Annotated in this window: 14 protein-coding genes; 9 read left to right on the plus strand and 5 right to left on the minus strand. The window is 61.1% G+C overall.

Going from position 1 to position 13,844, the window contains the following annotated elements; all coding sequences use genetic code 11:
* Positions 1-12: 12 nt before the first annotated feature.
* From IGS75_RS09495 to IGS75_RS09510, 4 genes are all read left to right on the plus strand, one after another.
* On the plus strand, positions 13-1,020 hold the full coding sequence (locus IGS75_RS09495; protein ID WP_141349554.1) for a CobW family GTP-binding protein: 1,008 nt from the start codon (positions 13-15) through the stop codon (positions 1,018-1,020).
* Positions 1,017-2,057, plus strand: a complete 1,041-nt coding sequence (locus IGS75_RS09500; protein WP_202256689.1) for a WD40 repeat domain-containing protein — start codon at positions 1,017-1,019, stop codon at positions 2,055-2,057. The genes IGS75_RS09495 and IGS75_RS09500 overlap by 4 nt, the downstream gene beginning before the upstream one ends.
* A 66-nt stretch (positions 2,058-2,123) precedes the next feature.
* Complete coding sequence (locus tag IGS75_RS09505) at positions 2,124-4,208, plus strand: GAF domain-containing protein (protein WP_202256690.1); 2,085 nt, start codon at positions 2,124-2,126, stop codon at positions 4,206-4,208.
* Between the two features lie 24 nt (positions 4,209-4,232).
* Positions 4,233-4,604, plus strand: coding sequence for a response regulator (locus IGS75_RS09510; RefSeq protein WP_202256691.1), 372 nt, complete (start codon positions 4,233-4,235; stop codon positions 4,602-4,604).
* Between the two features lie 12 nt (positions 4,605-4,616).
* On the opposite strand, the gene IGS75_RS09515 is transcribed toward IGS75_RS09510, so the two are convergent.
* Entirely contained in the window at positions 4,617-4,898 is a 282-nt protein-coding gene (locus IGS75_RS09515) for a SelT/SelW/SelH family protein (RefSeq protein WP_202256692.1), read from the minus strand.
* A gap of 145 nt (positions 4,899-5,043) precedes the next feature.
* Between IGS75_RS09515 and IGS75_RS09520 the strand changes: the two genes are divergently transcribed.
* Positions 5,044-5,853, plus strand: coding sequence for an acid phosphatase (locus IGS75_RS09520; protein ID WP_202256693.1), 810 nt, complete (start codon positions 5,044-5,046; stop codon positions 5,851-5,853).
* A gap of 24 nt (positions 5,854-5,877) precedes the next feature.
* Here the strand turns inward: IGS75_RS09520 and IGS75_RS09525 are convergent, their stop codons facing one another.
* The 3 genes from IGS75_RS09525 to IGS75_RS09535 form a co-directional block, all read right to left on the minus strand.
* On the minus strand, positions 5,878-7,236 hold the full coding sequence (locus IGS75_RS09525; protein WP_202258421.1) for a chloride channel protein: 1,359 nt from the start codon (positions 7,234-7,236) through the stop codon (positions 5,878-5,880).
* A 294-nt stretch (positions 7,237-7,530) separates the two neighbouring features.
* Positions 7,531-8,424, minus strand: a complete 894-nt coding sequence (locus IGS75_RS09530; protein WP_202256694.1) for a cation diffusion facilitator family transporter — start codon at positions 8,422-8,424, stop codon at positions 7,531-7,533.
* 9 nt (positions 8,425-8,433) lie between these two features.
* The gene (locus tag IGS75_RS09535; protein WP_237468754.1) at positions 8,434-9,294 is read right to left on the minus strand and encodes a cation diffusion facilitator family transporter; all 861 of its coding nucleotides are present in this window, start codon (positions 9,292-9,294) and stop codon (positions 8,434-8,436) included.
* Between the two features lie 30 nt (positions 9,295-9,324).
* Between IGS75_RS09535 and IGS75_RS15540 the strand changes: the two genes are divergently transcribed.
* From IGS75_RS15540 to IGS75_RS09550, 4 genes are all read left to right on the plus strand, one after another.
* Positions 9,325-9,513: a hypothetical protein gene (locus tag IGS75_RS15540; RefSeq protein WP_237468755.1), complete on the plus strand. Its 189-nt coding sequence runs from the start codon at positions 9,325-9,327 to the stop codon at positions 9,511-9,513.
* Positions 9,514-9,627: 114 nt separating this feature from the next.
* Positions 9,628-10,230 (plus strand): DJ-1/PfpI family protein, encoded by a 603-nt coding sequence (locus tag IGS75_RS09540; protein ID WP_456306053.1) that lies wholly within the window; start codon positions 9,628-9,630, stop codon positions 10,228-10,230.
* Positions 10,231-10,294: 64 nt separating this feature from the next.
* Positions 10,295-10,924 (plus strand): TIGR00645 family protein, encoded by a 630-nt coding sequence (locus IGS75_RS09545; protein WP_202256696.1) that lies wholly within the window; start codon positions 10,295-10,297, stop codon positions 10,922-10,924.
* Positions 10,924-12,531, plus strand: coding sequence for an NAD(P)/FAD-dependent oxidoreductase (locus IGS75_RS09550; RefSeq protein ID WP_202256697.1), 1,608 nt, complete (start codon positions 10,924-10,926; stop codon positions 12,529-12,531). The genes IGS75_RS09545 and IGS75_RS09550 overlap by 1 nt, the downstream gene beginning before the upstream one ends.
* On the opposite strand, the gene IGS75_RS09555 is transcribed toward IGS75_RS09550, so the two are convergent.
* Complete coding sequence (locus IGS75_RS09555) at positions 12,528-13,811, minus strand: MFS transporter (protein ID WP_202256698.1); 1,284 nt, start codon at positions 13,809-13,811, stop codon at positions 12,528-12,530. The two genes, IGS75_RS09550 and IGS75_RS09555, sit on opposite strands and share 4 nt — an antisense overlap.
* Positions 13,812-13,844: the final 33 nt, after the last annotated feature.

Below are 13,844 nucleotides of genomic sequence, written 5' to 3' on the forward strand. Positions count from 1 at the left end.
TACGGAGGCTTTATGTCCAGCACCCCTGACACCATCCCCCAGACTGCTGCGTCTGACCGGAGCGGCACTGTTCCTGTAACGGTCCTCACGGGCTTTCTCGGCGCCGGCAAGACGACGCTTCTCAATCATATTCTGACGGCCGAGCATGGCCGCAAATATGCGGTTGTCGTGAACGAGTTCGGCGAACTTGGGATCGATAATGACCTTGTCGTGGATGCCGATGAGGAAGTGTTTGAAATGAACAACGGCTGCATCTGCTGCACGGTGCGCGGGGATCTGATCCGCATTCTGGGCAGTTTGCTGCGCCGGCGGAACCGTTTTGATGGTATCATTGTCGAGACCACCGGGCTGGCCGATCCGGCTCCGGTCGCGCAGACGTTCTTCGTGGACGAAAACCTGCGTGAGAAGGCTCGTCTGGATGCGGTCGTGACGGTTGTGGATGCGTTCAACGTCATGGAAACGTTGGACGAAAGCCCCGAAGCGGTGAACCAGATCGCGTTTGCCGATGTGATCGTGCTCAACAAGGTCGATCTTGCGGATGAAGAACGCCGCAAGGAGATCGTGGCCCGTCTACGCAAGATCAATGCGGTGGCGCAGATCCATGAGGCGCAGCATGGCGGCGTGAAGCTGACGGATATTCTGGACCGGGGTGGCTTCGATCTGACGCGTGCGCTCAAGACGATGCCGGACTTTCTCGAGAACGAGCATCACTCGCACGAAGAGGGCATCACCAGCATTTCCCTGAGCATCAAGGACCTGATCGATCAGCGCCGTTTTCAGGCCTGGATCGGAGCAATCCTTCAGGAGCAGGGAGCAGACATCCTGCGGGCCAAGGGCATTCTGCATTTCAAGGGCGAGAAGGATCGCTTTGCGTTCCAGGCTGTGCACATGATGGCGGATGGCGATTTCATTGGTCCGTTCCGCGAGGGCGAGAGCCGGGACTCCCGTCTGGTGTTCATCGGGCGCAATCTCAACCGTCCGCAGCTTCGGCGTGGCTTTGAAAGTTGCATTGCGGAATGATGGGCGATCTTCTGACGGACCGGGGTGGAGAGCGCCGCTTCGAGAGCCCGGTTGTCCAGGTCATCTCCTCGCGGGATGGTCACGGCTTTGCAGCGCTGACGGCGGACGGGGAGCTTGTGCTGATCCCACGGGACCGTCTGCGGGATCCAGAAAGCTGGACGGTTGTCGCAGCGCATGATGGCGGGCTGTGTCTGGCGAAGGATTGCGCTCCGGATGCGTTCCTGTCAGGCGGCGAGGACGGCAAGCTTGTCCGGACGTTCGCGGACGGACGTAGCGAAATCCTGCATGAAGGCCGCCGCTGGATCGACTGCGTGGCGAGCACGCCAGACCATCTGGCGTTCTCGACGGGCAAGCAGGTCGAGGTCCGGAAAGCAGAAGGGCGGGAGACGCTCAAGGTTCTGGAGCATCCTTCGACCGTGACTGGCATCGTTTTCGATGCAAAGGGCAAGCGGATCGCGGCGTCACACTATAATGGCGCGTCGGTTTGGTTCGTGCAGGCGAAGGTCGATACCGTGCGGCCGTTCGAATGGAAGGGCAGCCATATCGCGATTGCCATCCATCCGGGCGGGGAGGCACTGGTGACGTCCATGCAGGAAAATGATCTGCATGGCTGGCGCCTGTCGGACGGGCACAATATGCGTATGAGCGGCTATCCGAAACAGGTGAAGTCGCTGGCGTTTACGCGCAATGGCCGCTGGCTGGCGACGGCCGGGGCGGATGCAATCATCCTGTGGCCGTTCTTCGGCGGTGGGCCGATGGGCAAGGCTCCGGCCGAACTGGCACGTCTGCCGGGCCTGTTCGTCAGTGCGGTCTGCCCGAATCCGAAAGAGGACATCATCGCCGCGGGCTATGAGGACGGAACGGTCGTTCTGGCGGAAATCGGCGGAGGCGACCAGCGTGTTCTGCCGCTGTGCTCCGGACAGGACACGAAGCGGGGCAAGGTGACGTCACTGGGTTTCACGCCGCAGGGCGGGGCTCTGGTGTTCGGAACCGAAGAGGGTGTTCTGGCCGCGATTGACCTGTCCAGTGCGGGCTGATGCCTGAAAAGGCCGGCAACTTTTCTGATGAATTGTTGCTGCGCCTGAAACACGGTATGTTCGCTCATGCCCAGCATGGACCCCGCCTCAAAAGCGCCTGTGAAGACCGTGGTTTCACCGGACGCCCTGCGGCTTCCGGCGGAGCGGCCTGATGATCTGAATATGTACGGGGATCTGAGAGCATTTTCAGATTTCGACCTTGATGACATTGCCGTCGCGGCAGCGGCTGTCTGTCGCACGCCGATCGCGCTGGTTAGTATTCTCGACGGGGACCAGCTTTGGTTTTCCGCGCGGGTCGGTACGGATCAGCCGTCTGGGGCCCTGGCCAATTCGGGATGTGCGCCTGTCATTGCGCGCGGGGTTCCGGTGGTAATCCCTGATATGCTGGCCGATCCCGAGACGCGGAAGAACGGTCTCGTCTGTGGGGCACCGGGCCTGCGCTTTTATGCAGGCTATCCGCTGTTCACCGTAGAAGACGAGGTTTTCGGCACGCTGTGCGTTGTGGATCATCAGACACGTCCGCAGGGTCTGTCGCAGGCGGAAAATAGCGGACTGGCGGCTCTGGCGCGTCAGGCCATGCGGCTGATGGAGATGCGTCGGGAAACGGTGGCGCAGGAGCGGCGTCTGACGGCGCAGCAGATTCGTAGGGAGCGGGCCACCAGGCAGGCCAGACAGGCAGAGGCGGAACGTCGGCAAACCCTAGAAAAATACGCTATCCAGCAGGCCGCCGGTGCAGCCGGCGGGGTCGGAATCTATGAATATGATCTGACCAGCGGGGACATCACCGTTTCCCCGGAAGTCTGCCGCATTATCGGCCTGCCCGTCACGGATGTCATAACGGCGCGACAGTGGGTGGGGCAGGTGCATGAAGACGATAAGCCGCAGATCCCGGTTTTGTCGCAGTTGCTGGACGGATCGGCACCGCTGAAACTTGAATATCGCGTGGTGCGGGCGGATGACCAGCGGGAACGCTGGGTCCTGCGTCAGGGGGTGCTGGACCGTGATGAGGCCGGGCGTCCCGTCCGCCTGATCGGGACAATCCAGGACATCACGCCTGAGCGGAATGCGACCAGCCGTCTGACAACCCTTCTGGCGGTGGGCGATGCCCTGCGTATGGCCACGACGCGCAGAGAGGCGCTGACGAAGTCTGGCCAGCTCCTGGGGCAGCGGCTGGAGGTGCAGCGTGTCGGGTTTGCGACCGTTACGGTGCGTGACGAACTCTTTACCATCGATCAGGGGTGGTGCGCGCCGGGGATGCCGGTGCTTTCGGGAGAACTCTCCTTCAAGGCCTTCCGCCGGACTTCGGATCTCCTGCGTAGTGGCGCCGTCCTTATTCTGGACGACCTCTCCAGTCCATCCTGGATGCGCGAGGAGCGTGAAGCCTGTCGTGCGATGCAGGTCGAGGCGCAGATTATCGTCCCGAAAATTGATCACGGCGAACTGACGGGCTGTCTGTTCGTCCATAGCGCGCTTCCGCGGGAATGGACGCTGGACGAGACATCTTTCATCCGGGCGGCCGCGGACCGGATTTTTGCGGCGCTGGATGAGTGGGATGCCGAGACACGGCAGGAGATCGTCAATCATGAAATCCTGCATCGTCTGAAGAATACGCTGAGCATCGTGCAGAGTCTGGCCCATCAGGGGTTCCGCAGCGTGGATGACCAGGGGCCACTCACGACCTTTACGTCCCGCCTGGTAGCGCTGAGTGCAGCACATGATCTGCTGATGCGCCGGAACTGGCAGTCTACGGATCTGGCGAGCCTGGTTCAGGGTGTGCTGACGCCGCTGGGCGTGGAGAACAGGGTTCAGGTCTCGGGGGCGTTTCTGAAGCTGGGTCCGGATACAGCGACGTCTTTCTCGATGCTGCTGCATGAACTGGCGACGAACGCCATGAAATACGGTGCACTGAGTGTTGCCGAGGGGACGGTGTCCCTGCACTGGACGACGACAGGCACCGGCGAAGGGGCTGTCATGTCATTGCAGTGGCGTGAGGCCGGAGGACCGCAGGTTACGCCACCCGCACGGACCGGCTTTGGCGTGCGCCTTCTGAAGGCTGGACTGGGACGGCACGGGAAAACGGAACTTCACTACGCCCCGACGGGTTTATGTGCAGATCTGACCGCTCCCATCCTGTCGCTTGCGACGGCCTGAGACACACCGGAGACCGTTTTTTATATGCCGGAGGATCCTGACACACGATTCACGATCCTCATCGTCGAAGACATTGTCTTCATCCGTATGATGACGGAGGATTATTTCGCGAATGCCGGTTTCAGGACCCTGAGCGCGCGTACGACGGCAGAGGCTATTGTGCTTCTCGAAACGGACCCGACGATCCGTTATCTGTTCGCGGATATTCATTTGCCAGGCGGTGAAGACGGCCAGAAACTGGCTGACATGGCTCCGAAACGCTGGCCTCTCGTGAAGATCATTCTGACCTCCGCCGACATGCCTGCGGATCAGGTCCGGCTGCCGGTGCGCGGGTTGTTTGTTTCTAAACCCTACAGTCTGGACCGGGTCAGGCAGGCTTTCGAGACAATGCCCTGATCGGATTGTGCCTCAGCGGTCCGTGTGACCGAGGTCGCGTTCTGGAGCAATGATGTCCCTGACACGCTGTTTCAGTTCCTTGGGGCCGGGGAAGCCGCCGTCGCGCTTGCGTTCCCAGATCAGCGTTTCATTCACATGAATTTCGAATCGGCCGCCCGTATCGGGAATGAGCGCAACTTCGCCCAGGGCCTGACCAAAGGTGGAGAGCAGTTCCTGCGCCATCCAGCCCGAGCGGAGCAGCCAGTTGCATTGCGTGCAGTAGCGGATGGAGACACGGGGTGAATCAGGTGTCATGAAGATCCTGTGGTGACTTTGGGGTGTTTGTTCCGAGACAGTCTCATAAGAGTTTCACACGTAAAAGCCTTCGCGCCCGCAGTAGTGAACGTTAAGGATACGGACTGGTCCCTCATTCCGTTTTCTTGACAGGATTTTCCGGCTTATGCGCCCTGCCTTTCGTCTGCCCGCTGCACTGCTCCTGTGTGCGACTGTTCTTTCCGCCTGCGCACCTGCGGCGCATACGCCCGCTACTGCCCAGAACGGCATTCTGCCTGACAGTGCTGCACCGGACGAACGCCTCGTGCTGGCTCCACCGCCTGCGCCCGGAAGTGCTGCGCAGAGTGATGATGATCGGGTGTTTCATGTCACGCGTGCGCTGAAGGATACGCCCCGCTGGAAACTGGCGCAGAACGATGCGGATCTGGATCCGGCGCATCTGGTCCGGGATTTCTCCTGTGCTGCAGGTTTCGAGATTGATCTGGCCAAGGCACCGCATCTGGTCCGCGTGCTGGAGCGCATCCGCCATGCCGTTGGGCACCGGACTTCGGACGTGAAGAAATACTGGCACCGTACGCGGCCGTTCGTGGGCACGAACCTGCCGATCTGCACGTCTTCCGAGGGACTTGGGCTAAACGCGTCCTATCCGTCAGGTCATACGACGGCGGGATACGGGATGGCGCTGCTTCTGGCGCATCTGATGCCGGAACATGCCTCGGCTATTCTCCAGCGCGGGCGTGTGTTCGGGGAAAGCCGGATCGTCTGCGGGGCGCACTGGAAGTCGGATGTTCAGGCCGGGTACCTGAACGCCTCCTCGCTGATGGACGTGCTGCTGGCGCGGCCGGAACTTCAGGACGATCTGGCGGCGGCGCGGCAGGAACTACTGGTTATGCAGGGAACGGCTCCGGCTCCTGAGGCGGGAATGTGCGCTGTTGAGCATGACGCTGCAACCCATTCCCTACTTAGTGAACCGTAAGTTTGTGACCAGTGTCCTGAGAGATCAGGACACTGGTTTATTGTCTTTCGGCGGCGAATGATTGTGGCGGGTACCACGGTCATTGGCTTCCATGAAGCGGTCGGCCAGGCTGCTATACAGTGAATGCGGACAGATCATTTTCGAGACGCCGAAGGCCAGGAAGGACGTGGCCAGAAGCGCCAGCGTGACCTGCTGGTTGTCGCACATTTCCATGACGATGATCGTTGCTGTCAGCGGCGACTGCGACATGCCACAGAAATACGCCACCGTGCCAAGCAATACGACCGCGCCGGGTGTCGTGTGGGGCAGGAACTGCTCCACCCAGCCGCCGATCCCCGCCCCGATGGCGAGTGAGGGCGCGAACATGCCGCCCGGGATGCCCGAGCAATACGAGACGATCATCGCCAGATATTTGAGGATGAAGAACGAGGCCGGGTAGTGCTCGGTCCCGTTGAAAATGGCGCGGGCCTGATCATAGCCCGTGCCATAAGTCGCGCCCTTGGAGACAAGGCCGATCAGGGCCAGAACAAAGCCGCAGGCTGCGGCAAAGGCGATAGGGCGTTTGGCAGCGAACTGCCCGACACGTCCGGGAATGCCGCGAGAGGCCTTGATGAGAAGGGCCGAGAAGCTGCCTCCTGCGAGGCCGCCGAGAATGCCGCAGGTCAGCACCGCGATCCATGCCGTGCCGACCGGCACGTCCACATCTGCATGGCCAAAATAGGTGTAGTTGCCGATTAGCGCGATGGCGGTGACACCGGACAGGACAACGACGGTCAGGGTACGTCCCGAGGCCTTCTGCTCGAAGGAGTGGGACAGTTCTTCGATGGCGAACATGATTCCCGCGAGCGGCGTGTTGAAGGCAGCGGCCATGCCGGCAGCCCCGCCGGCCAGGATCATGCTGCGTCGTGCGGTGATGTTTGATTGTCCGAGCAGACGGGAGAAAGCGTGCATGATGGACGCGCCAACCTGAACGCTTGGGCCTTCACGGCCGATGGAGGCGCCGCAGATTATCCCGAAAGATGTCAGCAGGATCTTGCCAAGAGACGTCTTGAGGGACAGCACGCGGTCCACGACGGTAACGTTCTCGATATGCAGCGTCGCGATTGTCTGTGGAATGCCGGAGCCCTGTGCTCCCTTGAAGATGGTGCGTGTGGCCCAGGTAATAAGGGCGAGTCCTGCGGGAGCTACAACCAGCATGGCGGTGGGGTGCCAGTCCACAATCTGATGGCGCACCCCCGCCGCCCAGTCACCCAGCCGGGCGAACAGGACCGCTATGATGCCGACCAGAACCGCACCCAACCAGTAGACCGCCGTGCGACGCCATTGTTGCGTTGTGACCTTCGCCGAGCGTCGCAGATGCAGGATACGGTCCTTGTGGCGCATGGCGTGCTGCGAGGAGTGGGCTTCCTGGAGCGGAGGTTCGGGCGGGACGGCGGCGACGGGTGAAGGAGGCGGTGTATCAGCCAATATTCGAACGTCCGGGAGGGGCGGGGTGTGGAAGAGACGCCCGGTTCAGGCCCGCGCGCTGATGTTCTGCACCTGCCATTAACACAGGAAAGGGGTCAAGGGTTCTCGGGCGCTGGGGCGTGGACAGCTGAATCTGTCCGTGACTGTGTCATAAACCGCACAATCTGCAGCGGCTTCCCCAAAGGTGTCCCGGCCGTGGCCCGCTTCAGCCTAATTCAGGACGAGCGCGCCGGAATGCTTGGCCTTGTCTTCGGGTTCGACATGGATGTGGATGGAGGCGCGGCCGAGTTCGGAACGGATGGCGGCTTCTATCTGGTCGCAGATCTCATGGGCATCATGGACCGTGAGCATGCTCGGGACCACGAGGTGGAACTCCACGAAAGACAGTGCGCCGACCTTACGGATGCGCAGATCATGGGCCTCAAGCGCACCCGTGGCGCTTTTGGAAATGACAGCTTTGACCGCGTCCATCTGCTCGGGGGAGGGCGCTTCGTCCATCAGCCCGGACAGGGAGTGCTTCATCATGGAGAAGCCCGCGCGCATGACGTTCAGTGCCACCAGTGCGGATAGCACGGCATCAAGGCGGTCCCATTTAAGCAGCGGGATTAGCGAGACGCCGATCACGAGTGCGATCGTTGCCCAGACATCCGACACGACATGCTCGCCCGCGGCCTGGAGGGCCTGTGAGGACTGTTTGCGTCCGACGGTGATCAGGGTGCGACCCCAGGCGAGATTGACTAGCCCGGCCAGTGCATTAAGCGCCACACCCGCGAAAGGCGCGTCGACCGGCTCGGGGTGGCGCCAGTCATGGATGGCTATGACCAGAATGCCGATGGCAGTGAGGACGACCAGCACGCCTTCGATGACGGCGGAGAGATATTCCGCCTTGCCGTGACCATAGGGGTGGTTGTCGTCGGCAGGCATGGCGGCAACGGACATGGCCCAGAGCGTGCCGACGGCCGCGACCACATTCAGGATGGTCTCGATCGCGTCCGAAAGCAGCGCTTCCGAGCCCGAGACCATATAGGCCGCGTATTTGATGGCCAGCACCACCACACTCAGCACGATGGAGGCGCGGGCGACCTTGATGCGGGTGGATGTCATGACAGGTCCTCAGCAGCAGGGCTGGTGCGTGTCGCAGACTGAAGACTGGGTTTCAAGCTGGAAAGTGGGATGGGCGATGTCAAAGCGCGTCCGGACAAGTTCTGCAGCGCGGGCGATGACGAGATCCGGACTGACGGCTTTCGCGGGATCGCAGATCAGATGGACGGTCAGGGCAGTCTCGGTCGTACTCATGGCCCAGATATGCAGGTGATGCAGTCCGGAGACGCCATCAAGCGACAGAAGAGCAGCCTGTACGGCGTCAGGATCGATTCCCGCCGGGACCGCATCGAGTGCCAGGTTCAGCGAACTCCGCAGCAGCGACCATGTCCCGATCACGATGGAAACCGACACGACCAGACTCATGATCGGGTCGATGATCGTGTAGCCCGTGAATGCGATGAACAATCCTGCGATGACGACTGAAAATGCCATGACGGCATCGGCCGCCATGTGCAGGAATGCGCCGCGGACATTGAGATCGTTCGAGGCGCCTTTCATAAAGAGCAGGGCTGTCACAGCATTAACGGCGATTCCAACCAGCGCGACCCAGCTGATGACTTCACCCTGGACATTCTGGTGCGAGAACAGGCGCAGGACGGATTCCCAGACGATGCCACCTGTGACGAGCAGCAGGATCGTGGCGTTCGCGAGGGCCGAAAGGATTGTTGAGCGTCGCAGGCCGTAGGTGAAACGCGCGCTGGAGGGGCGTGTGGCGAGAACCTGTGCCAGCCAGGCTCCGGCGAGACCGAGCACGTCCGACAGGTTGTGTCCCGCATCGGCCAGCAGGGACAGCGAATGCGCCCAGACACCCCACAGGGCCTCACCCGCGACATAAGCTGTGTTCAGGGTGATACCGACTGCAAACGCCATGCCAAAACTGGCGGGAGCATGGACGTGCTGATGTCCGAATCCGAAACCGTGACTGTGCCCGTCGCAATGGTCGTGATCATGGTGATGGTCATCATGGTCGTGGTCCGCATGATCATGCGCGTGATGCTCATGCGGAAGGGCGGTGTCATGATGATCGTGATCGCAGGCACAGTCGTGATGGGGATCCGGGGTCATGGAGGCCAGTGCTATGAGAATTGAAAGCCGACCTTACTGCATGTTAGGCGGCCGTCCCATATCTATTGCCGAACCATGCATGGCATGGTGTCGTGCCTGATATGAACGGCAGCGCTCCTGATGCGTCAGGACGTGCATATGAAAAAGGAGAAAGAGACGATGGCTGAAAAGCGTATTCTCATTATCGCAGGTGATTTCGTCGAGGACTATGAAATCATGGTGCCGTTCCAGATGCTGCTTCTTGTCGGGCACAAAGTCGATGTCGTCTCACCGGGCAAGAAGGCCGGAGAGCAGGTCGTCACAGCCATTCATGATTTCGAGGGGCACCAGACCTATACCGAAAAGCGCGGCCATAACTTCACGTTGAACGCGGCTTATGCAGACGTGACGGCCGATGCCTATGACGCGCTGGTCATTCCGGGCGGTCGTGCGCCGGAGCAGCTTAGCACCGATGAAAGCGTGCTGGATCTGGTGCGCGCTTTCGTCGAGAGCGGCAAGCCGGTTGCCGCGGTCTGTCATGGTCCGCAGCTTCTGGCCGCGGCAGGTGTCATCAAGGGCAAGAAGATTTCGGCCTATCCGGCCTGCCGTGCGGAAGTGCTGCTCGCCGGGGCCGAGTACCAGTCCCTCCCGATGGATGGTGCTGTGACGGACGGGCAGTTCGTGACGGGGCCGGCATGGCCTGCGCATCCGGCGTGGATCGGGCAGTTCCTCAAGGTTCTGGGTACGCAGATCACACCGTAAGGGATTCATCGGCGGCGTTCACAACACTGTGGCGAAACGCGGCCTGAAATCGTAGAGAGGAAGCATGACGACTTCCTCTCCTTCTCCCGATCCGCAGTCCACCAGACGCACCGGCAGCTTCGGCCGTGCTGAAGGCTTCATGGAGCGCGCCTTCTTTGCAACGCGCTGGATCGCCGCACCGCTCTATTTCGGTCTGACGATCGGGTTGCTGCTGGTGGCGTTCAAGTTCTTCCAGCAGCTGATTGGACTGGTGTTGAAGGCGACGGGGCTGGATTTCGACGATGTCTTCGTCGGCGTTCTGGACCTGATTGATCTGGTCCTGCTGGCCAATCTGCTGCTGATCGTCATGTTTTCAGGATATGAGAACTTCGTCTCGCGGCTCGATATCCGCAGTCATGAGGATTATCCAAGCTGGATCGGGCATGTCACGTTCGGGGACATCAAGATCAAGCTCATGGCCTCGATCGTGGCGATGTCCGCGATCCATGTGCTGGCGGATTTCATCCGCGTGGACGAGACTTCGACGCGCGCTCTGGAATGGAGCGTGGGCATTCATCTCGCTTTCGTGGTTTCGGGCGTGCTGATGGCCATCATGGACCGGATCATGGAAGGCTCACCGGATACGCATCATGCCGATCCTGCGCCGCAGGTTGCAGGAAAAGCGGGCAATGATTCGGGGAACGGGCACCACTGATGATCCGAATAACTGAACTGCGCCTCCCGCTCGACCATCCGACGGAGGCGCTGCGCGACGCCGTGCTTTCGCGTCTGAACATCGCGTCCGAAAACCTGAAGAGCCTGACTGTGGCGCGTCGCGGATATGATGCCCGCAAGCGCGGCCATATCGTGCTTGTCTATAACGTGGACTGCGACGTCGCAGACGAGGCTGCGGTTCTGGCCGCCCATGCGAGCGATCAGCATATCCGTCCCACACCGGACACGACCTACCATCTGCCTGAGGCGACGCTGCCCGAGGGAATGCCACGTCCCGTCGTGATCGGGGCCGGACCCTGCGGGATCATGGCGGCGCTGACGCTGGCGCAGGCCGGTCTGAAACCCATCATCATCGAGCGTGGTAAGGATGTGAAGGCGCGGACGGTCGATACGTTCGCTCTGTGGCGCAAATCCGTCCTGACGCCTGAAAGTAACGTGCAGTTCGGTGAAGGCGGAGCCGGGACCTTCTCGGACGGGAAACTCTATTCCGGCGTATCGGACTCCCGACATCTGGGGCGGCATGTTCTGGAAGAATTCGTCCGTGCGGGTGCGCCGGAAGAAATCCTGACCATTTCCAAGCCCCATATCGGCACCTTCCGTCTGGTCACGATGGTCATGTTCATTCGCGCTGAAATCGAGCGTCTGGGCGGCGAGTACCGTTTCGAGACGCGCGTCGAAGGGCTCGAGACTGAAGGTGAGGGCACCGGGCGTCGCCTTCGGGGCCTGAAACTTTCAACAGGTGAGATTCTTCCAGCAGAACGCGTGATCATGGCCGTGGGACATTCAGCGCGTGACACGTTCGAAATGCTGCGGGACGCGCAGGTGGAGATGGACGCCAAGCCGTTCTCCATTGGCGTACGCATCGAACACCCCCAGTCCGTGATTGATGTGGCCCGTTTCGGAGCCAGCGCCGGTCACGAGATGCTGGGGGCTGCGGATTACAAGCTCGTCCATCATGCGTCGAATGGCCGTGCGGTCTATTCGTTCTGCATGTGCCCCGGCGGCCAAGTCGTGGCGGCCACGTCCGAGGAAGGACAGGTCGTCACCAACGGCATGAGTCAGTATTCCCGGGCCGAGCGCAATGCCAATAGCGGCATCGTCGTTGAAGTGAAGCCGGAACTGGACTTTCCGGACGATGTTCTGGGCGGAATGGCCTTCCAGCGCATCTGGGAAAAAGCGGCGTTCGTCGCAGGTGGCGGCAATTACAACGCGCCCGCCCAGCGGGTCGGAGACTTTCTGGCCGGGCGTGCGTCCACTTCGCTGGGGGACGTCGTGCCATCCTACCAACCGGGCGTAACCCCGACAGACCTGACGCTGTGTCTGCCGTCCTTCGTGACGGATGCCATCCGCGAAGCCCTGCCGCAGTTCGAACGGAAGCTCCGCGGCTTTTCCATGGACGATGCGGTCATGACAGGCGTGGAAACGCGGACCTCGTCCCCGATCCGCGTGCGCCGTGACCGTGAAGGGCAGAGCCCCACACTGCGCGGCCTGTTCCCGGCCGGCGAAGGGGCTGGCTATGCGGGCGGAATCCTCTCCGCCGGGATTGATGGCATCCGCGCCGCGGAGTGGCTCGCGGCCTCTCTTTAAGAGGCCGTTTCGTCGCCTTCCATGTGCTCGCCGGGAAGTTCTTTCGGGCGGATCAGCGCGATCGCACCCGTCACCACGCTCGTCGCCAGCACGAAAATCTCCGCTGACAGTGGCAGGGTCAGGGCCGTGGGGCCGAACATGGGGACGAATTTCTGCGCCATGCCCTGGCCGATGGAGCCAAGGGCGTAGCCCAGTCCCATGCCGAAACTGCGTGTGTCGGACGGGAAACGCTGTGCCAGATAATGCGGGACCAGCGCGAAGATGCCCGATGCAGCACCTCCCATAACAAAGGCGGCGATCAGCAGTGTGTTCCATCCCGGCGCACTCAGGAACGGCCAGATCGTCAGCATCACGACAATAAGTGCGCTGAGCATGACGCGGACTTCCCCAAACCGTTCGGCAAGCCATCCGCACAGGACCTTTCCGCCAAAGGATCCGGCGCAGTAAAGCGTGACGGGCCAAAAAACGGCCTGCTGGGACAGATGGTGGCTGCCGCGAAGGATGGTCGGATAATAGGTATAGATCGCGGCCTTCTGGAACTCGAGAAAACCCATGAAGGCAATGGCCTGAAAGGCCGCGCCCGTCAGCTTGAACCTGGGACGCAGTTTGGCTGGAGCACGGGGCTCGTGTCGCTGAGCCAGACGCGCTTCACGGTTTCGAAGCCAGACCGGGCTTTCCGGCACCCCGATCCGGATGAAAAGAGCCAGAAGTGTCGGGGCCAGACCGATGAAAAACAGTACCCTCCAGCCGTAATGCGGAAGAACGAGCGCCTGCACACCCGCCGCTGCGAAATAGCCGACCTCATAGCCGGACATCATGAGCGAAGACGCCATCGGGCGCGTCCAGGCCGGAACGCTTTCCATCAGCAGTGCGGCAGACGCTGTCCATTCGCCACCAAAACCGATTCCGAACATGAACTGGATTGCCATCAGCACATAAAAGTGATGTGTCAGGCCCGTCATGGCGGAAAAGACAGCGAACCACACGACACCAAGCATGAAAGCAGGCTTGCGCCCATAACGGTCAGCCAGCCATCCCCAGCCCGTATTGCCCAGGGCCCGTCCGATGGACTGGCCCATCAGCACGGCGCCCAGATCCGCAATGGTGCATCCGAGATCATGAGCGATGTCGGGCAGCGTGAACATCAGCGTGGTCTGGTCGAACGCGTCGAGAAACCAGCCAAGAAAAGACGCAAAAGTGACCTGCCAGTATGGCAGGAGGGCCCTCAGGGAGCCTTGGGAAGAAGATGTTACGGCGGAGCGGGTGGTAGCATCCGTCATGCAGAATGGGTCCTGTTCCGGCATCGGAGATGA

The sequence above is a fragment of the Gluconobacter sphaericus genome, assembly GCF_016757795.1.
In the GTDB taxonomy this organism is placed as follows: Bacteria; Pseudomonadota; Alphaproteobacteria; order Acetobacterales; family Acetobacteraceae; genus Gluconobacter; species Gluconobacter sphaericus.